Genomic DNA, 20,970 nt, shown 5'->3' with positions numbered 1-20,970 from the left:
GGGGCCCCCACCGGAGCGATCCGGAGGCGGCCCCTCGGCCGTTCCCGGTCCCGGTGGGGCGGGTGGTGATCCGCCGTTGATCGGCCGTAGAGCCGGGGCGGGGACCATCGGCAGCAAGGGGAACAACGGCTCGAAGGTCACCACCGGTCGAAGCCGCTCCCGGCGGGCCGTACGGCCTCCGGGTCCCTCGGTCCCCGGTACTTGGCCAACCCACGGAAGGTGGACGACGCATGCACGGTGTTACGTCGCTGCAGTCGACGACGGGCTTCGGAGAGCTGCTCAGGGTCCGGCGCGAGCGCGTCGGCCTGACCCAGCAGGTGCTCGCCGATCACGCGACCCTGAGCGTCCGCGCGATCCGGGACATGGAGAGCGGGCGGGTGCAGCGGCCCCGGCAGGAGACGGTCCGGCTGCTGGCCGACGCACTGCGGCTGGAGGGCCAGCACCGGTCGAGCTTCGAGGCGGCGGCGCGCCGCCAGGGGCTCGTGGAGGAGCCGCGCGACGAACCGACCGCGCCGCCGGTCGCCCGCGGCGCGATCGTGGGCCGGGAGCTGGAGGTCGAGGTCCTGACCGACGCCCTCGCCGTCCACGGGGACCGGCTGGTGACCGTGGCGGGCCTCGGCGGGGTCGGCAAGACCCGGCTGGTCCTGGAGGTCGCGAGACGGCTGCACCTCGCCTCACGGTGGTCGGTGCGCTGGATCGACTGCGGCCGGCAGCCGGTGGTCGGGCTCGCCCGGACGGCAGGGGAGCGGCCCACCCTGCTCGTGCTCGACGGAGCCGACGCGGGCGTGGACACGGCCCTGCTGGACGAACTGTTCCACCGCTGCCCCGGCCTGCGGGTGCTGATCACCGCCCGGGTGGCGCAGCCGCTGCCCGGCGGGCAGGTGATCCCGCTCGCCCCGCTGCCCACCCCCGGGCCGGAGCTCGACCACGATCTGGTGGCGCTGACCGAGGTGGGCGCCGTACGGCTGCTGCTCTCGCACCTGCGCCGGCTGCGGCCCGGCTTCCGCCTGGAGCCGGAGGAGGCGCCCGCCGTGGCGTCGATCTGCCGCGAGCTCGACGGTCTGCCCGGGGCGCTGGAGCTGGTGGCGGGCTGGTCGACGGTGCTTTCCCCACGCCAGCTGGTGGCACGGCTCGCGGACGGCCCGTTCCATCTGGCGCCGCCCCCTGCGGGGTTCGGCGGCCGGGCGGACGTGGGGGCGGCGCTCGGGGCCGCGCTGGACCGGCTGACGCTCGGCCAGCGGGACCTGCTGGAGCGGCTCGCGGCCACACCGGGGGACTGGTCGGGCGAGGATGCCGTCGAGCTGAGCGGCCGCCCCCCGCAGGAGTGCCTGGCGGCGGTGCACGAGCTGCTGGCGAGCGGTCTCATCCGCAGCGTCCCGGCCCGCGACGGCGTCCGGTTCACCGTGCTGAACCTGTGTCGGCGCCTGTGCGGGACCGGCGTGTACGCGCAACTCGCGGCCGCGGGGTGAGACCCGGCCGACCGTCCCGTCCCGCGGACGCGTCCGCGTCCGCGGTCCGGCCTGGGCGGATACTGCCCGAATCCTGCCGGGCGAGCTGCCGGTCCGGTACCGGGATCCTTCCTAGCGTTCTGTCCACGGCCGGGCGGGCCCGCCCCCCGGACATCCACCCACCGACACAGAGGGTTTGCGCCGTGGAGCAGCATGCCGTGGAGCAGCACGGAAAGGCCGAGCCGGCCGGTCTGGAGGTCGTCGTGACGACCATGGCCTCGGACTCGCACACCTGGAACCTGGTCTTCCTCCAGCTGCTGCTGGAGGAACTCGGACACCGGGTCACCAACCTGGGCGCCTGTGTGCCGGACGAGCTGCTGGTCGCCGAGTGCCACCGGATCGGACCGGACCTCATCGTCCTGAGCAGTGTCAATGGGCACGGCTTCAACGACGGACTGCGGGTGATCGAGGCGTTGCGCGCCTGCCCCGAACTGGCCTGCACGCCCACCGTGATCGGAGGCAAGCTCGGGATATCCGGTTCCGGCACGTCCGCCCGGCAGCGGGCGCTGATGACGGCGGGTTTCGACGGGGTCTTCGAAGAGGGCGGCTCGGTACTGGACTTCCGGTCGTTCGTCGGCTCGCTGCCCACCGGATCGGGCTCCCGGGCCCTGCCCACCGGGTCGGGGGTGCTGCTGTGACCGGCGCCGCCGGCGCACCGGGCGGTGCCCCGGCCGTGCGCCCGGACGCCACCGCCGCGCTCGCCTCCGGCTTCGGTGCCTTCGTCGCCCGGGCCCGGGCCGCCGGCACCCTGGTGGTCCAGCCCCGGATGGGCATGGCCGATCCGCTGCGGATGCGCGACGGCCTGCGAGCCACCCGGGACGCGGACGCGGTCACGGTCGGCACCGTCACCCTGGACAGCTACACCCGCACCGGCGACCTCGAAGCCGCCCGGCGGGCCCTCGCCGACGGCGTCAGCCTGAACGGCTACCCGATCGCCACGCACCCCGCCGACACCACCCGCGCCGTCCTCAGGGGTGTCGCGGGGGCGCGCTTCCCGGTCCAGGTCCGGCACGGCTCGGCGATGCCGGAGCACATCGTCCGCGCGCTGCTTGCGGTGGGCCTGGACGCCACCGAAGGCGGACCGGTCTCGTACTGTCTGCCCTACAGCCGTACGCCGCTGCGCGAGGCGGTCGCCGCCTGGCAACGCGGCTGCGAGCTGCTGGCCTCGACCCGCGAACACGGTGCCGAGCCGCACCTGGAGACTTTCGGCGGCTGCCTGATGGGGCAGCTCTGTCCGCCGAGCCTGCTGATCGCGGTCAGTGTGCTGGAGGCGCTGTTCTTCCGGCAGCACGGCCTGACCTCCGTCTCGCTCAGCTACGCCCAGCAGGCCGATCCGCGGCAGGACGAGGAAGCGCTCACCGTCCTGGGGAGGCTGGCCGCGGAGTTGCTGCCGGACGTCGACCACCACGTCGTGCTGTACGCCTACATGGGCGTCTTCCCCCGCTCGGTCGGCGGCGCGCGGCTGTTGTTGGAGGACGCGGCCCGGCTGGCGGTGCGGGCCGGTGCCGCCCGGCTGATCGTCAAGACCGTCGCCGAGGCACACCGGATACCGACCGTGGGGGAGAACGTCCGGGCGCTGGAGACGGCCGCTGCGGCCGCTGCCGAAGAGCGCGCCCGCCCGGCGCGAACCGCTGCGGGGCCCGCCCCGCACGGGGCCGACACCGGCATCGAGGCGGAGGCGCGGGCGCTGATCGGGGCGGTGCTGGAGCTGGACGCGGACGTCGGCCGGGCGCTCGTGAGGGCCTTCGCCGCCGGATACCTGGACGTCCCCTACTGCCTGCACCCCGACAACGCCGGCCGGGCCCGGACCTCGCTGGCGCCGGACGGCCGGCTGCTCTGGTCGAGCGTCGGCTCGATGCCGATCGCCGGCCTCGCGGACGGCGGCCCGCGTCCGCCGATCCTCGGCTCAGCCGGGCTGATCTCGGCACTGTCCCACGTCCAGCGGACCTACGACGACCGCGCCGCGGAAGCGTACGCCGTCGGCCCGTCCGCCGCAGCCCGTGCCCCTGAGGCGCTTCGCGCGCCCCCGCCGTCCACTGCCGTACCGCCCCGCACGCCCGTACCGCCGCGTACGACGTCCACGCCATGACGAGAGTTGGGACCGACCACATGACCACCGACGGGCACACGGCCCCTGTCGCGCCGCTCCCCGACCCCGGGCGCCACCTGACCGCCCCGGCCACCCGCAGTGCGCTGCGGATCCAGCACCAACTGCTGTTTGCAGCCAGGGAGTTCCTGCGCGGACGCGGCTTCACCGAGCTGCTCCCGCCGATCATCGGACCGGTCACCGACCCCGGCTCGCGCGGCTCTAAGCAGGTCGACGTCGACTTCTACGGCCACCGCTACAAACTGATGACGAGCGCGATCCTCTACAAGCAGGCATCGCTGCTGGCTTTCGACAAGATCTTCTGCATCGCCCCCAACGTCAGACTGGAGCCGCTGGAGACCGCCGGCACCAGCCGCCACCTGGCCGAGTTCCACCAGCTCGACGTGGAGATGGCCGGCGCGAGCCGCGACGACGCCCTCCGGCTCGTCGAGGAGCTGGTGGTGTACATGGTCGACAGCACGGTCCGCGAGCTGCCGAAGGAGTTCGCGGAACTCGGCCGGGACACTGCCGCGTTCACCGAACTGCTCAAGGGGTCCTTCGGTCGGATGCGGCACGCCGAGGCCGTCTCCGAGCTGCGAGGACTCGGCCACCCGCAGAGCCCGGACGCGGAACTCGACTGGGGCGGCGAGGCGTTGCTCTCGGCGCAGCGGGACCGGCCGTTCTTCGTCACCGACTACCCCAAGGGCTCGCGCGGCTTCTACGACCGGGAGAACCCTGAGCAGCCCGGCCTCCTGAAGAACTTCGACCTGATCGCCGCCGAGGGCTATGGCGAGCTGTGCAGCGGCAGTCAGCGCACCAACGACTACGCGGAGATCGTCACCCGGATGCGGGAGACCGGCGAGAACCCGCAGAAGTACCGCTGGTACCTCGACCTGGTCCGCGAAGGCGTCCCCGGCAGCGCGGGCTTCGGTGTCGGCGTGGAGCGGCTGACTCGCTACGTCGCCGGACTGGACGCCGTCTGGCAGGCCAGCGCCTTCCCGAAGCTGGCCGGGGTGGTGTCACCGTGAGCGACCTCTGCGCGCCCGGCTTCCCCGAGGAGGAGGTGCGGCACCGCGCCCGGGCCGGAGCGGCGGCCGCCTTCCCGCCGCCCGGCGCGTACGGCCGGGTCCTGTTCGGCGCGGAGCACGGAGGGGGCCCCCGGGTGGACGCGGGGCGCGATCTGCTCGACGGGCTCCGGATCACCCCGCCGGTCCTCATGCCGCAGCGGCTCGCCCGGTTGATCGACCTCGGCCGTGAGCCCGACTACCGGGACGTCGAACTGACCACCGAGATAGGCGGGTTCACCTCGTCCCTGCCGGTGTACGTGTCGGCGCTCGGCTCCACACGGGCGGCCGGCGGCGACCTCGGCCTCGCGCTCAGCCGGCAGGCGGGCGCGCTCGGCCTCCCCATGGTGATCGGTGAGAACGTCGTGCCCGTGAACGGCTACGGCAGGCAGGGCGAGGCAGCCGACCGGGCGCTCCTCGGTCGCCTGCGCGCCTACACCGGGCAACTGCCCGACGGACGGGGCGGTGTCGCCGTCCAGCAGTCCACCGAGGACGCCGACGCCGAGGTGTGGAACCTCGTCTACAGCGACCCGGCTGCGTCGCCGCTCCTGGCGTCCGGCCGGCTGGCCTTCGAGCTGAAGCTCGGGCAGGGGGCCAAGCCTGGCCTCGGCGGGATGACCGTCCTGGACGCCGAAGCGGCCACGCGGGTCGGCGACCGGTACGGGCTGGACGACGTGTTCGGGGACGGCCGGGTCCTGCGCTCCAGTACTCCCGGCACCTTCACCGCGGAGATCCTGCGCCAGCAGATCCGGCTCATGCGCAACAACTTCCCCCGCGCCCGGGTGTGGGTGAAGTTGCATCCCGGCCGGGACGTCGCGGAGGCCGCCCGGGTGGCTGCCGAGGCGGGTGCGGACGCCGTCACCGTGGACGGTGCCGAGGGCGGCACCGGCTGGGCCCCCGGGGCCTTCCCGGACCAGGTCGGCCTGCCGCTCGCGGAGTGCCTGCGCCGGCTGGCGGCCGCCGGTCCGCCGCCGTGCCTGCTGGTCTCCGGTCGGATGTGGGAGGGCGGCAGGACGGTGAAGAGCCTGGCGCTCGGCGCCCGCGCGGTGGGCCTGGGACGGGCCGCCCTGCTCGCCACCGCCGAGGATCCGCAGGACGGGCTGATCCGTTTCGCGGAGTGCCTCGCACTGGAACTTCGGCTGCTGATCAGCGCCCTCGGAAAATACGCGCCGGAGGCGCTGGACCGCGACGACGTCTGGTCCCCGGATTTCCCCGGAAATCCTGCCGCCGGATAACCGAAAATGTTTTTCCCGCAGCCCGCCGGGGCGCCCGTGTGCGCTCCGGCGGGCCCTTCCGTCTGCGCATAATGCTGCCCATCGATCCCTCGTCCGGGCGGCAGTTGAAACTGCCGATCGCCTTCCGGGCAATCTGCCGATCGCCTCGGAAATGCGGCCCTATCGTCGAGACGACTACCCGCAGCGTCGTTAATTCATCGGGGTTGGATGATGGAATCTCGCGGTTTTCCCTTCATATCCGTCGCACGCCGGTTCCCGGACCGCCCGGCCCTGAGGCTCGGCGCCCGGACCGTCACCTACCGGGAGCTGGACGAGCTGAGCGGCGCCCTCGCCGCCCGGATCGCTGCCCGGACCGGGCCCGGCGCGACGGTGGCCGTCACCGGCCGGGACCGGCTCGACCACGTGGTCGGCCTGCTCGCCGCGCTCCGGGCCGGCGCCACCTACCTGCCGCTGGACCGGGAAGCGCCCGAGGAGCGCAACCGCTGGATCCGTACGGACGCGGGAGCCGCCCTCGCCTGGGCCGACGGCGAACTGGCCTGGGTCGACGGTGAACGGGGCGGGGCCGACGCCGACGCCGTCGCCGCAGCCGCAGCCGCAGCCGCAGTCGACCCCGATCCGGGGACGGGCGGCCTGCGTTCCGCCGCGGGTTACCTCATCTACACCTCCGGCACCACCGGCCGTCCCAAGGGCGTGCACGTACCCCTCGTCGCGCTGACCGCTCACCTGGCCGCCGCCGTCGAGTGCTTCGGCCTCACCGAGGACGACGTGGTGCTGCACCTCGCCCGCCCCACCGTGGACGTCGCCGTGGAACAGGTGCTCACCACTCTCTCGGCCGGCGCCTGCCTCGTCGTACCGGAGGAGCAACTCCTCGCCCCCGCCGCTCTGCTGGAGCTGCTGGACACCGAGGGGGTCACCGTGGCCAACGTCGCGGCCGGATACTTCCAGGAGGTGGTCGGCGCGCTGCGCGAGGGCGTCCGTCCGCCGCGCGGCCTCCGCCTGATGATCTCCGGCAGCGACCGGCTCCACCCGGCCGCCGCCGAGCGCTGGCGGACGGCCACCGCAGTCCCCCTGCTCAACGCCTACGGCCCGACCGAGACCGTCGTCACCGCCACCGTCCACGAACTGTCCGGCCCGGCCGGCAGCCCGGCCGCCGGCCCGGCCGGCACCGTGCCGATCGGTCGCCCGCTCGGCGGACGCCGCGCGTACGTCCTGGACGACCGGCTGCGGCCGGTGGCGCCCGGCGCCTCCGGTGAGCTGTACCTCGGCGGGCCGGTGCTGGCCTCCGGCTACCACGGCCGCCCCGGTCTGACGGCGGGCCGTTTCGTCGCGGATCCCTTCGCGCCGGAGCCGGGTGCCCGGATGTACCGCACCGGTGACGTGGTCCGGGCGTCCGGCACCTATGCCCCGCTGGAGTTCGTCGGCCGCACGGACCACCAGGTGAAGGTCCGCGGCTACCGGGTGGAGCCCGGGGAGGTCGAACGGGCGCTGGCCGGCCATCCCGCCGTCGCCGCGGCGATCGTCGTGGCCCATCAGGGCCGACTCGCCGCCTACGTGACCGGAACCGGCGCCACCGCTCCCGAACCGGCCGGGCTGCGCGCCCACCTCGCCGAGCTGCTCCCCGAGCACATGGTCCCCGCGACCGTCACGCCGCTGGAGGCCTTCCCGCTGACCGCCGGGGGCAAGGTGGACCGGGCGGCGCTGCCCGAGCCACAGGCCGAGCCGCCCGCCCCGGCCGCCGGCCGGCGCCCGCCCCGCACCCAGGCCGAGCAGCTGATCGCGGCCGTCTGGGCCGATGTGCTCGGCGTGCCCGAGGTCGCCGCCGACGACAACTTCTTCCACCTGGGCGGGGACTCCCTGACAGCGGTGCGCGTGGTCGGCCGCGTCTTCGATGTCTTCGGCATGATCTCCCCGTACACCATCTTCGACGCGCCGACCCTCTCCGAGTTCGCCGCCGCGGTCACCGCCGCCGCGGACGACGGCGAGCGCCCGGCCCTGGAGCGCACCGGCGTCACCGAGGCGCCCCTCGCGGACTTCCAGCGCGGGCTGTGGTTCCTGGACCAGTGGAACCCGGGTGCGCCCACCTACATCGTGCCCTGGGTGTTCCGCTTCGCCGGGCCGGTCGACCCGGAACTGCTTCGCCTCGCCCTGGCCGGCGTGGTCGATCGGCACGAAGCGCTGCGCACCACCTTCGCGCTGGGTGAGGACGGCCCCCGGCAGATCGTCCACCCCTCCGTGGAGCTGCCGTTCACCGTCGTGGAGACCCGCCCCGACGCCGTGGACGGCCTGCTGTCCGAGGCCGCGCTGGTGCCCTTCGACCTGGAGGTCGGCCCGCTGGTCCGCGCACACCTGTACCGCGCGGGCGACACGTCCACCCTGCTGCTGCTCTGCCACCACATCGTCTGGGACGAGGGGTCACTGCCCGTCCTGGAGGCCGAACTGGCCGCACTCTACGAGGCCTTCGCCGCCGGCCGACCCGCAGACCTTCCCGAACTCGCTGTCCAGTACGCCGACTACAGCGCCTGGCAGCACCGGGACGGCACCGGGGAACGGCATCTCGGCCACTGGCGCGAGCACCTGCGCGGCGCGCCCACCGAGCCAGTCCTCTCCACCGACCGGCCGCGTCCCGAACTCCAGTCGTTCCGCGGCGCGTTCCACCGCTTCGCGATGCCCCGGCCGGTCGCCGAGTCCGTGCGGGCCCTGGCCCGCAGCGAGGACGCGACACCGTTCATGGTGCTGCTCGCCGGGCTTGCCCTCACCCTGCACCGGCGGACCGGCCGGCGCGACCTGGTGCTCGGCTCCCCGGTGAGCGTCCGAGGACGAGCCGAACTCGACGCGCTGATTGGCTACTTCGTCAACCTACTGCCGCTGCGCGTGCGGGTCGACGAGGGGATGGACTTCCGCGACCTGGTCCGGCACGTCCGAGAGGTCGCGATCGACGGCTACCGCCACCAGGAGGCGCCGTTCGACGCCATCGCCGGCGCCGTCATGCAGGAGCGCCCCGATGACCGGACCGAGGACCGCAACCCGCTCTGCCAGGTCCTGCTGGAGCTGCACCCGCTGGACGCCCGTCCGCTCACCGTCGGCGGCATCCCCGTCACCCGTGAGCTGCACTCCAACCCGGTCTCCCGCTTCGACCTGTCGATCTCCGTCGACGACCGGGGCACCGACTTCACCGGCCGTTTCGAGTACGACTCCGACCTGTTCGACCCCGCGACGATGGCCGACCTGTGCGAGGCCTGGCTCGGTACCCTCGCCACCGCCGTCGAAGTCCCGGTACACGCGCTCTTCGAGGACCGGGCCGCCCGCGACCCGCAGGCCCTCGCGCTGGTCTGCGGCGAGGACCGCCTCGACTACGGCAGCCTCAACACACGGGCCAACCGCCTCGCCCACCACCTGACCGCTCTGGGCATCGGCCGCGGCGACACGGTCGCCGTCCTCGTCGAGCGCGGACCGGACCTGGTGGTCGCCCTGCTGGCCGCGCTGAAGGCCGGAGCCGCCTACACCCTGCTCGACCCCGATTTCCCGGCGGACCGGCTGGCCGGCGCGGTCGCCGACTGCGCTGCGGGTCTGCTCGTCACCCACCGCGCCGCGAGCCCGCCGTTCCCCGTCACCCGCCACCTCGACCTGGACACCGAGGCCGCCGCCGTCGCTGCCCGTCCCGGCCACGACCCGGACCCGACGGTCACCGGCACGGACCTCGCATGTGTGATGTTCACCTCGGGCTCCACCGGCCGGCCCAAGGGCGTTGCCGTCCCGCACCGCGCCCTGACCACCACCTACCTCGGCCAGGACTACGCCCGCTTCGGACCCGACGAGGTCTGGCTCCAGTGCTCCCCGGTCTCCTGGGACGCCTTCGCCCTGGAGCTGTACGGTGCGCTCGCCTTCGGCGGGGTGTGCGTGCTCCAGCCCGGCCAGCGGCCCGACCCGCAGGCCGTCACCGAGCTCACCCGCCGCCACGGCGTCACCCAGCTCCAGCTGTCCGCCAGCCTGTTCAACTTCCTGCTGGAGGAGTACCCGGAGACCTACGACGACCTCAAGGTGGCTTTCACCGCCGGTGAGCGGGCCTCGGTGACCCACGTCGGCAAGGCGCTCGACCAGTACCCGGACCTGGTCGTCGCCAACGGCTACGGCCCGGTCGAGAGCCTGGGCCTCACCACCTGCCACCGGGCCACCCCCGAGGACGCGGCGGGCGCCTCCATCCCGATCGGCCTCCCGCTGCACGGCAAGGTCGTCCACGTCCTCGACGGGCGGCTGCGTCCCGTCGAGGACGGCACCACCGGCGAGCTGTACGCGGCCGGCGGCGGGCTCGCCCTCGGATACGTCGGCCGACCCGGGCTGACCGCCGAGCGGTTCGTCGCCTCCCCGTTCGGCGCCCCCGGCGAACGCCTCTACCGCACCGGCGACCTGGGCCACCGAACCGCGGAAGGAGTCCTGGAGATCACCGGTCGGATCGACGACCAGGTGAAGATCCGCGGGTTCCGCGTCGAGCCCGGCGAGATCGAGGACGCGCTCACCCGCCATCCGGCCGTGGCGGAGGCCGCCGTCACCGTCCACGAGCCCGCCCCCGGCGACCGCCGGCTCGCCGCGTACGTCACCGTCACCGCCACCGCCACCGCCGCGGCGCATGCGCCCGACCCGGGCGCCCTGCTGGACCACCTCGCGGGGATGCTGCCCGAGCACATGGTGCCGGCCACCCTCGACGTCCTGGACGCGCTGCCGCTCAACCAGAACGGCAAGGTCGACCGCCGCGCCCTGCCGGCCCCGGCCGAGCGCCGCACCGACGCCCCTGGCGAACCACTCGACCCGGGCCAGCGGCTCGTCGCCGACGCCGTCCGCGACGTCCTCAAGCTGGCCGACGACCTCGGCCCGGACGCCGACTTCTTCCGGATCGGCGGCAACTCGCTGGCCGCCGTGCGGGTCGCCATGCGGCTCTCCCAGCAGACCGGCACCCGGGTCCCGCCCCAGGTGGTCTTCCGGGGCCGCACCGTCGCCGCCATCGCCGAACGGCTGGCCGCCCGATGACGCGCCGCCCGGCCCGCAGCCACGCCCGTCCACCCGCCCGTCCGTTCGCCCGTCCACCCGCCCGACCGAAGGGAACGAGGCCGTGAGCCCGTCCGCCGACCTGCCCGCCGCGCCGCCGACCCCCTCGCCGGACGGGCCGTCCGCCCCCACCCCCGCCGGTTCGCCCCGCAGTGCCCCGGTCACCGGACTCCAGCGCGGCCTGTGGTTCCTCGACCGCTGGAATCCGCAGGCCGCCACCTACACCACCCCCTGGACCTACGACGTCACCGGCCCGCTCGACCTCGTGCTGCTCCAGCGGGCCCTCGACGCCGTGAGCGCCCGACACGAGGTGCTGCGCACTGCCTTCGCCCTGCACGCGGACGGCCCGCGCCAGCACGTCCATCCCGCCCTTCCCGTGCACCTCGCCGTCACCGACCTCCGCGGACTGCCCGAACACCAACGCGCGGACCGGGCGAAGCAGTTGATCGCCGAGCGGGCGGGCGAGCCGTTCGACCTGGCCGCCGGGCCACTGCTGCGCGCCGAGGCCTTCCGGCTCGCCGACGACCGCACCACGCTCCTGTTCGTGGTCCACCACATCATCTGGGACGGCTGGTCGGCCGAGCTCTTCGACCACGAACTCGCCGAGCTGTACCGGGCGGCCGCCGAGCACCGGGCCCCCGTCCTGCCCGCGCTCACCACCCAGTACGCCGACTGGGCCGAAGAGGAGCGGCACACCTCCTACGAGGAGCACCTCGCCCACTGGAAGCGGAGCCTGGACGGCGCCCCCACCCTGCTGGAGCTGCCCGGCGACCGGCCCAGGCCCGCCGAGCGCAGCCAGCGCGGCGCCACCGATCCCTTCGACCTCGCCGACGGCACCGCCGCCCGGGTCAGGGAGCTCGCCGAGCAGGAGGGCGTCACCCCGTACACCGTCCAACTCGCGGCGTTCGCACTGCTGATGAGCCGCTGGACCGGGCAGGACGACCTGCTCGTCGGCACCCCGGTCACCATCCGCAACCGTCCCGAACTCGCTGACCTGCTCGGCTACTTCGTCAACCTGCTGCCGCTGCGCGTGCGCCTCGCACCCGACGCGACCTTCCGCGGCCTGCTCGCCGACCTGCAGGACACCGCCTTCGACGCCTTCGGCTATCTCGACGTCCCCTTCGACCAGCTCGTCGACCTGCTCGGTGCCCCGCGCACGCCGCAGCACCCGCCCCTGGTCCAGGTGGTGTTCGGTGCCCACACCGAGGACCCCGCGCCCCTCTCCCTCGGCGCCGGCGTCACCGCCCGCCGAACCGTACGCTCCAACGGCACCAGCAAATTCGACCTCACCTGGTCCGTCTTCGAGGACACCGGCGGCGGCCTGCGCGGCGAAGCCGAGTACAGCACCGACCTGTTCGACGCCGGTACCGTGCGCCGCCTCGCCGCCGACTACGCCGGCCTGCTGGACACCGCCCTCGCCGACCCGGACGCCACCGTGCGCCGGCTCACCTCCGTCGCACCGCCGCACCGCCCCGCACGGCTCGACCCCGGCAACTGCCTGCACCACCTCTTCGAGCGTGCCGCCGACGTCCACGGTGACCGGCCCGCCGTGACCGACGCGCACGGTACCGTCGACTACGCCGAACTCGACCGCCGTGCCAACCGGCTGGCCCACACCCTGCTCGCCCGCGGCGTCCGACCCGGCGACCGGGTCGGCCTGCTGCTGGAGCGCACCGCCGCCGTACCCGCCGCCATCCTGGCCGTCCTCAAGACCGGCGCAGCCTACGTACCGGTCGACCTGGCCGCCCCGGCCGACCGGGCGGCCCTGGTCTTCGGCGACACCGCGGTGACCCTTCTCGTCACCGACCGACCCGACCGGGCCCCGGACGGCCCCTGGCAGACCCTCGACCTGGCCGCGGACGCCGAGGAGATCGCCGGGCACCCGAGCGTCCGGCCTCCCGCGGCCGGCCGCCCCGGCGACCTCGCCTACCTCATCTTCACCTCCGGCTCCACCGGCCGCCCCAAGGGCGTCGCCGTCGCCCACGAGCACGTCAGCCGGCTCCTCGACTCCGGCCGCGACCACTTCGGCTTCGGCCCGGACACGGTCTGGACGCTCTTTCACAGCTACGCCTTCGACTGGACGGTCTGGGAGCTGTGGGGCGCCTTGCTGCACGGCGCCCGCCTGGTCGTCGTACCCCACCTCACCAGCCGCTCGCCCGAGGAGTTCGCCGGCCTGCTCGACGAGGAACGGGTCACGCACCTGTGCCTGACCCCGTCGGCGCTGCGCCAGCTCGAACCGGCCCTGCGCCGCCGCCCCCGCGCCCTGCCCGCCCTGCGGTGGATCATGCTCGGTGGCGAGGCTCTCGACCCCGGGGTGGTCCAGCGCTGGCACGACCTCGACCCGCTGCCGCCCGCCCGCCTCTGCAACCTCTACGGCATCACCGAGACCACCGTCCACGTCACCGTCCACGACGTCGCCGAGGGCGGCGCCGGCTTCGAGCGCAGCCTCGTCGGCGAACCGATGCCGCACCTGACCGCACTCGTCCTGGACGACTGGCTGCGCCCCAGCCCGCCCGGAGTCCCCGGCGAGCTGTACATCGGCGGCGGCAGCCTCGCGCACGGCTACTGGGGGCGCCCCGGCCTCACCGCCGGCCGTTTCGTCGCCGACCCGTACGGTCCGCCCGGCGCCCGCCTCTACCGAACGGGCGACGTCGCCAGGCGGCTGCCCGGCGGCGGGCTGGAGTACGTCGGCAGGGCCGACTTCCAGGTGAAGCTGCGGGGATTCCGCATCGAGCTCGGCGAGATCGAGAACGCCGTCAGCGCGCACCCCGGGGTGGACGCCTGCGTCGTCACCGTGCACGACGATCGGCTCGCCGCGTACCTCACCGGGCGCCCCCCGACCGAGCCCGCGGACCTGCGGGAATTCCTGGGCCGCTCACTGCCCGACTACATGATCCCGGCCAGCTTCACCGTCCTGGAGGGGCTGCCGCTCACCGTCAACGGCAAGGTCGACCGGGCCGTGCTGCCCGACCCCGACCGGGCCGTGCCCGCGGCGGCGGGCCGGCACGTCGAACCGCGCACGCCGGAGGAGGAGCTGTTCGCCGGAGTCTGGACGGAGGTCCTCGGCGTCGGCGGGATCGGCGTCCACGACGACTTCTTCCACCTCGGCGGAGACTCCATCCGCGCCGTCCAGCTCGCCGGCGCCCTGCACGACCGGGGCTGGCAGGTCACCCTGCGGGACGTCTTCAACGCGCCCACCGTCGCCGGACTGCTGCCGCTGGCCCGCCCGGTGGCCGCCGATCCGGCTGCCGGCCGGCCGTTCGCGCTCATCGCCGAGGAGGACCGGGACCTGCTGCCGCCCGGGATCGCCGACGCCTATCCGATGGTCTCGATGCAGCTGTCCATGGTCTTCCACATGGAGGTCGCGGGCGGCACCGACAGCTACCACAACGTCAACTCCTACCGGATCGCCGGCGACCTCGACGAGGGCGCGCTGCGCCGCTCGGTCGAGGAGGCCATGGCCCGGCACGCGGTCCTGCGCACCGGCCTCGACCTCTCCGGCTACGGCGAACCCCTCCAGCTGGTGCACGGCACGCTGCCCGTGCCCGTCGAGTTCGCGGACCTGCGGGCAGCGGCCGCGGCCGAGCAGGACGAACAGGTCCGGGCGGTCTTCGAGCACCACCGGGACCGGCCCTTCGACCTGGCCGAACCGCCGCTCTTCCGGGTCACCGTGCAGCGCCTGGCCGACGACGCCTTCCAGCTCACCATCTCCGAACACCACGCCATCCTCGACGGCTGGAGCTTCACCTCGCTGCTCACCGAGATCCTCGAACGGCACACCGCACTCGCCGCCGATCCGGCCTCCGCGCCGACGCCGCCGCCGCGCACCGCCTTCCGGGACTTCGTCGCCGTGGAACGCGAGGCCGCCGCCGACCCGGGCTCCCTGGCGTACTGGCGGAGCCGGCTCGACGGCGCCACCGGCCAGCTGTGGCCCGGCAGCGAGGACGTCCACGAACTGCCGCGCACCGTCGAGCGGGTGCTGCCCGACGCCCCCGGACAGCTGCGTACGGTCGCCGACGCGCTGGCCGTCCCGGTCAAGTCGGTCGCGCTCGCCGCCCACCTGTACGCGCTGGCCGAGATCACCGGACGTCGGCGGGTCACCACCGGACTGGCGATGAACGGCCGGCTGGAACGGCTCGGCGGGACCGAAGTGTACGGGCTGTTCCTCAACACCGTCCCGCTCGTCGCGGAGCCGGACGGGGAGGACCTGGCCGCGCTGGTACGGCACGTGCACCGCGAAGAGCTGGACATGATGCCGCACCGCCGGGTGCCGTTCGCCCGGCTGGCCCGGATGATGGCCGACACCGCGCTCGACAGCCAGTTCGGCTACCTGCGGTTCCATGCGCTCGGGCGGCTGAGCGCGGCCCGTATCGAGGACGGCCGGATCGGCTGCGAGCCGACGCTGCGGCACGAGCCCAACAGTTTCGCCTTCGGCGCTTCGCTGATCCAGGACCCGGTGTCGCAGCGCGTACTGCTCGCCGTGGACCACCAGCGGGCGGTGGTGGACGACGCCACCGCGAACCGCTTCATCGACGCCTACACCAAGGCCCTGGCCCGCCTGGCGGCTACCGCCTGAGCCCCGTGCCGGGCGGGGGTTCCCGGCCTGCGGCCCGACCCCGTGCCCGCCCGACCCCGTGCCCGCCCGACCCCGTGCCCGCCAGGGCCTCCCGCCCGCGCACCCGGACGTCCGGCTCCCGCCGGGTACCGCCCCGGCGCCGGCGGCTCCGCCCCGCCGGACCGTCCCCGCCCGCGGCGGGCACGGGCGACACCACAGCGCGCCCCATCCCTTTCGCAGCAACCGATCAAAGAGGAGCTCCGCATGACCACCTTCGCCGAGCCGTCCACCGCCACCGCCACTACCCCGGCAGCCGCCGACCTGTCGGCCCGGCTGCGCGCCGTGGTCGCCGCGTACCCCGGCCGGGTCGCCGTCCACGCCGTGGACGGGACTCTCGACTTCGCCGGCCTGGACCGCCGTACCGCAGGCCTGGCCCGTGCCCTGGCGGCGGCCGGGGTCCGGCGCGGCGACCGGGTCGGAGTGCACCTCGCCCGTACCGCCGACCTGCCGGTCGCGCTGCTCGCCGTCTGGCGGGCCGGCGCGGCGTACGTCCCGCTCGACCCCGCCTACCCGGCCGAGCGGATCGCCTTCATGGCCGCGGACGCCCGCCTCGCCGCCGTGGTGAGCACCGATGCCCGGCCTCCCGTACCGGCCGGCGTCCCGGTGCTCCGCCCGGACGCCGACGCCGCCGAGGGCTCCGAGGTTCCGTTCGCCCCGCACCCGCTCGACTCCGCCTACGTGATCTACACCTCCGGCTCCACCGGCCGCCCCAAGGGCGTCGAGGTCCCGCACGGCGCCGTCGCGGGACTCGTCGCCGCCTTGGAGGTCAGCGGCGCCTACCGCCCTGAGCCCGGCGTCGTCGCCTGGAACGCCAGCGTCTCCTTCGACGCCTCCGTCCAGCAGTGGGTCCGTATCTGCCGCGGCGACACCCTGGTCGTGATCGACGACACGCAGCGGGCCGAACCGGCCCGCCTCGCACGGCTCCTCGCCGAGCACGACGTCACCGACCTCGACCTGACCCCCTCGCACTGGCACCTGCTCCGCGAGCCGCTGTCCGGCTCCCGCATCCCGCGCCTGTTCATGGGCGGCGAGCCCGTGCCCGCCCGTACCTGGCGCGAACTGGCCGACGCCCGCACCGACGCCCTCAACCTGTACGGGCCCACCGAGTGCACCGTCGACGCGATCACCGCCCCGATCGCCGGCCCCGGCCCGCACCTGGGCGAGCCGCTCCCGGGCGTCCGCGCCTATCTGCTGGACGGCCGCCTCGCCCCGGTGACGGCCGCCGGCGCCGTCGGCGAGCTGTACCTGACCGGCCCCGGCCTCGCGCACGGCTACCCGGGCCACCCGGGCCTGACCGCGAGCCGGTTCACCGCCGACCCGTTCGCGACCGAGCCCGGAGCCCGGATGTACCGCACCGGAGACCAGGCGCGCCGCTCCGCCGACGGCCTGCTGGAGTACGTCGGCCGGGTGGACCGCCAGGTCAAGCTGCGCGGCTTCCGCGTCGAACTCGGCGAGGTCGAGCACGCACTGGGCGCCCTCGACGGAGTCACCGCTGCCGCCGCCTGCCTGCACGAGCCCGCCCCCGGGGACCACCGGCTGGCCGGATTCGTCACCGGTGTCGACCTCCGCCCCGCGGACCTGCTCACCGCGCTGCGCCGCACCCTGCCGGCGCACCTGGTGCCCTCCTCGGTGACCGTCCTGGACGCCCTGCCGCTCACCCCCAACGGCAAGGTCGACCACGCCGCCCTGCCCGCCCCGGCGGCACCCGCAGCCGAGCCGGCCGGGCGGGGCGGAGTGGACGAGCAGGTCGCCGAGGTCTGGCGCACCGTCCTCGGCGTGCCCGACGTCGAGCAGACCGACGACTTCCTCTCCCTCGGCGGCCACTCGCTCGCAGCCCTGCGCGTGGTCCACCTCCTGCGCCGCAAGCTCAACGTCGAGCTCCAGCTCCGCGACCTGCTGGACGCGGCCGACCTGGCCGGATTCACCGCCGCGGTCCGGCGCGCAGCCGAGGCCGGCCCGGCCGCCGCCCGGCCCGCCCTCACCGCCCGTCGGGAGGCCGTCCGATGACCACCGCCCTTCCCGCCGCGCGCACCGCCCGCCCCCGGGTCGAGGGCGACTGGCTCTTCGTCCCCGTGCCCCAACCCCACTGTCCCGTCCGGTTGTTCTGCTTCCCGCACGCCGGCGGCGACGCCACCGCCTACACTCCGCTCGCCCGCGCCCTGGCCCCCGCCGCCGAAGTCTGGGCGCTGCGCCCGCCGGCCCGCGGCGGCCGCAGCCGCCACCCGATGCCGGCCGACTTCGACGCCCTGGTGGCCGCCGTCACCGAGGCGCTGACCCCGCACCTGACGGGCGGAGACGGCGGACGGTTCGCGTTCTACGGCCAGAGCTTCGGCGCGCTGCTCGCCTACGAGGTCGCCCGCGCGCTCCCCGCCGACCGCCGGCCCGAACTGGTCGTCGCCGTGGGGGCGCCCAGCCCCGCCGAATGGAGCGGGCGGGCGTCCAGGGACCTGGACGCGTCCGAACTCCTGCGGCTGACCGGCCTGGAGGAGTCCGTCCGGGCCCATCCGGACCTGGCCGAGCTCGCCCTCGGCGCCATCCGCGCCGACCTCGCCGTCAGTGCCACCTATCGCCACCGGCCGCACGCGCCGATCGGCTCCGCCCTCCACGCGCTGGCCGGGGCCGACGACCCGATGCTCGCCACCACCGGTCTCGCAGGCTGGGCGGCCCACACCCGAGGCGCCTTCAGCCACCGTGTCGTCCCCGGCGGGCACCTGCTCGCCACCGTCGACCGGCCCGGACCGGCCGACCTCCTGATCTCTCTCCTGACCTCTCTCCCGGCGGACCCCCAGGTGCCCGCCGCGCCCCGCCACGCCTCCAGGGAGCAGTGATGCCGACGCCCACCGCCACCGCCGCCGCCACCACCAGTGGTGCCGTCGACCTCACCGACCCCGACCTGTGGGCCCGCCCCGACACCCCGGCCCTGATCGCCGAGCTGCGCCGGGAAGCCCCCGTCCACCGCACCGAGACCGTCGACGACGGCCCGGTCTGGTCGGTGCTCACCTACCGGGAGTCGGCGGACGTGCTGCGCAACGCGGCCGTGTTCAGCTCGGAGTCCGGTTCGTTGCTCGGCTCCGGAGAGGGCAACGTACCGGTCGGATCGGGCCGCATGATGGCCCTCACCGACCCGCCCCGCCATCGCGAACTGCGCGCCCCCGCCAACCCGTTCTTCTCCAAGGGGGGCGTGCGCGGCGCGGCCCGCTCGATCGCCGAACGGGCCGCCGAACTCTTCGACCGGGCCGTCGAGCAGGGCGAGGCGGACCTCGTCGACGTGGTCTCCGCGCTCCCGCTCGCGGTCATGTGCGACCTGCTGGACGTCCCCGAGAAGGACCGCGACATGGTGGTCCGGGTGTGCGACGTGGCTTTCCTCGGCCGCACACCGGAGGAACGGCGCGCCGGTCACCAGAAGCTCATCCCCTACCTGATGCACCAGGTGATGCTGCGCCGCTCCGACCCGCGCGACGACCTGATCTCCATGATGGCCACGTACAAGGTCGGCGGACGGCTGCTGCCGATCGAGGACGTGGTGCTCAACCTGGACAACATCGTGGTCGGCGGCGTCCAGACCGTCCGCCACACGGCCGCCATGGGCCTGCACACCCTCGTCCACCGCCCCGACCTGTGGCGCGCGCTGCAGCGGGGAGAGGTGTCCATGGACTCCGCCGTGGACGAGCTCCTGCGCTGGACCTCGGTGGGGCTGCACACGCTGCGCACCGCCACCCGGGACATCGAGCTGGGTGGCCGGCAGATCCGCCGGGGCGACCGGGTCGCGGTCTGGGTGTGGTCCGCCGACCGGGACCCGGAAGCCTTCGAACACCCCGAGGAGATCCGGCTCGACCGCTCGCCCAACAAACACCTCGCGCTGGGTCTGGGCGCCCACTACTGCATCGGCGCCCCGCTGGCCAAGGCCGAGCTGAGCGCCCTCTACACGGCCGCGCTGGAGAAGGCCGCCGTCATCGAGCCGACCGCGCCCGTCACCTACAACCGCTCGATCATCAACTTCGGCCTGGATCACTTCCCGGTCCGCCTCACCCCCCGCTGAGGGCAGTCCCGCCCCGCACGGGTCCGGCAGTGCCGCAACTGCCGCTCACCTGCCGGAGCTTGTGCCGCTCCCGCGCCTGCGGCGCCCCTACCTTCGACATCGCACCCCAGAGCACCCTCTCACTCTACGGAGACCACCATGAGCAACCCGTTCGAGGACGACAACTCCGGCTACCTGGTCCTGGTCAACGACGAGAACCAGCACTCGCTCTGGCCGGTCTGGATCGACGTGCCGGCCGGCTGGACCACCGTCCACGGCGAGGCCCCCCGCCAGGAGTGCCTCGACTGGATCGAGGCCCACTGGACCGACATCCGCCCGGCGAGCCTGCTGGCCGCCATCGACCAGCGGTGACCGCCGCCATGCCGAACTGGGAACTGAACCCCGGCCGCCCCGCCCTCGCCCATGTGCCCGCCACCGCCGGGCTCGCCGAGGCCTGCGAGTGGCTGCGCGAGAACGAGGCCGCGCTGACCGCCGCCCTCGACGAGCACGGCACGATCTTCCTGCGCGGCCTGCCGGTGGCGCAGGCCGCGGACGTCGCCGCCGTACGCGACGTGCTCATCCCCGAGCCCACCCCGTACCGGGAGAAGGCCACCCCGCGCAGCGACTTCGGCGACGGCGTCTTCTCCTCCACGGACCTGCCGCCCGCCCAGTCCATCCGGATGCACAACGAGAACAGCTACACGCTGACCTTTCCCGGCCGGCTGCTCTTCGCCTGCCTGACCGCCCCCGCGACCGGCGGCGCCACCCCGACCGCCGACGTCCGCAAGGTCCTCGCCGCGCTCCCCGACCACCTGGTCGAACGGGGCCGCAGCACCGGCTGGAGGCTCACCCGCACCTTCTCGGACTACATTTCGCTCGGCTGGCGCACCGCCTTCGGCACCGAGGACCGGGCCGACGTCGAGCGGTACTGCCGGGACAACGGCATTGCCTGGGAGTGGCAGCCGGACGGCAACCTGCGCACCAGCCAGCTGCGTTCGGCCACGATCCACCACCCGCGGACCGGCGAGGAGGTCTGGTTCAACCACCTGGCCTTCTGGAACGAGTGGTCCCTCGACCCGGACATCCGGGAGGCCATGGTCGAGGAGTTCGGACCCGAAGGCCTGCCCTTCAACACCGGCTTCGGCGATGGCGAACCCCTCTCCCGGGAGGACGCGGACGCCCTCAACGCGGCCTACGACGCCGCCACCGTCCGAGAGACCTGGCAGGTGGGCGACGTGATGCTGGTCGACAACGTGCTCTGTGCACACGGCCGCGACCCCTTCGGCGGCGACCGGAAGATCGCCGTCGCCATGGGCCGCCCCGTGGACCTCCTGGACTGCCGGCCCACGGTGCGCCCGACGACCGCAGTCCCCGCCTGAGGCACACCCCGCACACCATCCACGC

The 20,970-nt window shown here is 74.4% G+C and carries 12 protein-coding genes; all 12 read left to right on the top strand.

Annotated features, from left to right (window positions below; genetic code table 11):
• Nucleotides 1–230: 230 nt before the first annotated feature.
• The 12 genes from ACFW2G_RS27110 (at nucleotide 231) to ACFW2G_RS27055 (ending at nucleotide 20,945) form a co-directional block, all read left to right on the top strand.
• Complete coding sequence (locus tag ACFW2G_RS27110; protein WP_384583891.1) at nucleotides 231–1,469, top strand: helix-turn-helix domain-containing protein; 1,239 nt, start codon at nucleotides 231–233, stop codon at nucleotides 1,467–1,469.
• A gap of 182 nt (nucleotides 1,470–1,651) precedes the next feature.
• Nucleotides 1,652–2,146: a cobalamin B12-binding domain-containing protein gene (locus ACFW2G_RS27105; protein WP_384453710.1), complete on the top strand. Its 495-nt coding sequence runs from the start codon at nucleotides 1,652–1,654 to the stop codon at nucleotides 2,144–2,146.
• Between the two features lie 35 nt (nucleotides 2,147–2,181).
• Complete coding sequence (locus tag ACFW2G_RS27100; protein WP_384453756.1) at nucleotides 2,182–3,597, top strand: methylaspartate mutase; 1,416 nt, start codon at nucleotides 2,182–2,184, stop codon at nucleotides 3,595–3,597.
• Nucleotides 3,594–4,622, top strand: a complete 1,029-nt coding sequence (locus ACFW2G_RS27095; protein WP_384583894.1) for an asparagine synthetase A — start codon at nucleotides 3,594–3,596, stop codon at nucleotides 4,620–4,622. Before ACFW2G_RS27100 ends, ACFW2G_RS27095 begins: the two co-directional genes overlap by 4 nt.
• Nucleotides 4,619–5,893: a glutamate synthase-related protein gene (locus tag ACFW2G_RS27090; protein WP_384583897.1), complete on the top strand. Its 1,275-nt coding sequence runs from the start codon at nucleotides 4,619–4,621 to the stop codon at nucleotides 5,891–5,893. Before ACFW2G_RS27095 ends, ACFW2G_RS27090 begins: the two co-directional genes overlap by 4 nt.
• Nucleotides 5,894–6,100: 207 nt before the next feature.
• Nucleotides 6,101–10,915 carry an amino acid adenylation domain-containing protein gene (locus ACFW2G_RS27085; RefSeq protein WP_384583900.1) on the top strand — a complete coding sequence of 1,605 codons (4,815 nt, stop codon included), beginning with the start codon at nucleotides 6,101–6,103 and terminating at the stop codon, nucleotides 10,913–10,915.
• A gap of 82 nt (nucleotides 10,916–10,997) precedes the next feature.
• Nucleotides 10,998–15,509, top strand: coding sequence for an amino acid adenylation domain-containing protein (locus ACFW2G_RS27080; protein WP_384583903.1), 4,512 nt, complete (start codon nucleotides 10,998–11,000; stop codon nucleotides 15,507–15,509).
• 243 nt (nucleotides 15,510–15,752) lie between these two features.
• Nucleotides 15,753–17,555: a non-ribosomal peptide synthetase gene (locus ACFW2G_RS27075; protein ID WP_384583906.1), complete on the top strand. Its 1,803-nt coding sequence runs from the start codon at nucleotides 15,753–15,755 to the stop codon at nucleotides 17,553–17,555.
• On the top strand, nucleotides 17,552–18,376 hold the full coding sequence (locus ACFW2G_RS27070) for a thioesterase II family protein (protein ID WP_384453728.1): 825 nt from the start codon (nucleotides 17,552–17,554) through the stop codon (nucleotides 18,374–18,376). Before ACFW2G_RS27075 ends, ACFW2G_RS27070 begins: the two co-directional genes overlap by 4 nt.
• Nucleotides 18,376–19,587: a cytochrome P450 gene (locus ACFW2G_RS27065; protein WP_037916265.1), complete on the top strand. Its 1,212-nt coding sequence runs from the start codon at nucleotides 18,376–18,378 to the stop codon at nucleotides 19,585–19,587. The genes ACFW2G_RS27070 and ACFW2G_RS27065 overlap by 1 nt, the downstream gene beginning before the upstream one ends.
• A 138-nt stretch (nucleotides 19,588–19,725) precedes the next feature.
• A complete protein-coding gene (locus tag ACFW2G_RS27060) occupies nucleotides 19,726–19,938 on the top strand; it encodes an MbtH family protein (protein WP_037916267.1) in 213 nt (70 codons plus the stop codon).
• Between the two features lie 8 nt (nucleotides 19,939–19,946).
• Nucleotides 19,947–20,945, top strand: a complete 999-nt coding sequence (locus ACFW2G_RS27055; RefSeq protein ID WP_384583909.1) for a TauD/TfdA family dioxygenase — start codon at nucleotides 19,947–19,949, stop codon at nucleotides 20,943–20,945.
• Nucleotides 20,946–20,970 lie beyond the last annotated feature (25 nt).

The sequence above is a fragment of the Streptomyces sp. NPDC058880 genome (assembly GCF_042742535.1).
In the GTDB taxonomy this organism is placed as follows: domain Bacteria; phylum Actinomycetota; class Actinomycetes; order Streptomycetales; family Streptomycetaceae; genus Streptomyces.
Note: the sequence above shows the minus strand (reverse complement) of the source record. Positions and strands in the feature narration are given on the sequence as shown.

What these genes read in the sequence shown, in the direction of transcription:
- ACFW2G_RS27075 (WP_384583906.1), top strand. Translation starts at nt 15,753, where the DNA reads ATGACCACCTTCGCCGAGCCGTCCACCGCCACCGCCACTACCCCGGCA.
- ACFW2G_RS27065 (WP_037916265.1), top strand. Translation starts at nt 18,376, where the DNA reads ATGCCGACGCCCACCGCCACCGCCGCCGCCACCACCAGTGGTGCCGTC.
- ACFW2G_RS27060 (WP_037916267.1), top strand. Translation starts at nt 19,726, where the DNA reads ATGAGCAACCCGTTCGAGGACGACAACTCCGGCTACCTGGTCCTGGTC.
- ACFW2G_RS27095 (WP_384583894.1), top strand. Translation starts at nt 3,594, where the DNA reads ATGACGAGAGTTGGGACCGACCACATGACCACCGACGGGCACACGGCC.
- ACFW2G_RS27070 (WP_384453728.1), top strand. Translation starts at nt 17,552, where the DNA reads ATGACCACCGCCCTTCCCGCCGCGCGCACCGCCCGCCCCCGGGTCGAG.
- ACFW2G_RS27110 (WP_384583891.1), top strand. Translation starts at nt 231, where the DNA reads ATGCACGGTGTTACGTCGCTGCAGTCGACGACGGGCTTCGGAGAGCTG.
- ACFW2G_RS27085 (WP_384583900.1), top strand. Translation starts at nt 6,101, where the DNA reads ATGATGGAATCTCGCGGTTTTCCCTTCATATCCGTCGCACGCCGGTTC.
- ACFW2G_RS27055 (WP_384583909.1), top strand. Translation starts at nt 19,947, where the DNA reads ATGCCGAACTGGGAACTGAACCCCGGCCGCCCCGCCCTCGCCCATGTG.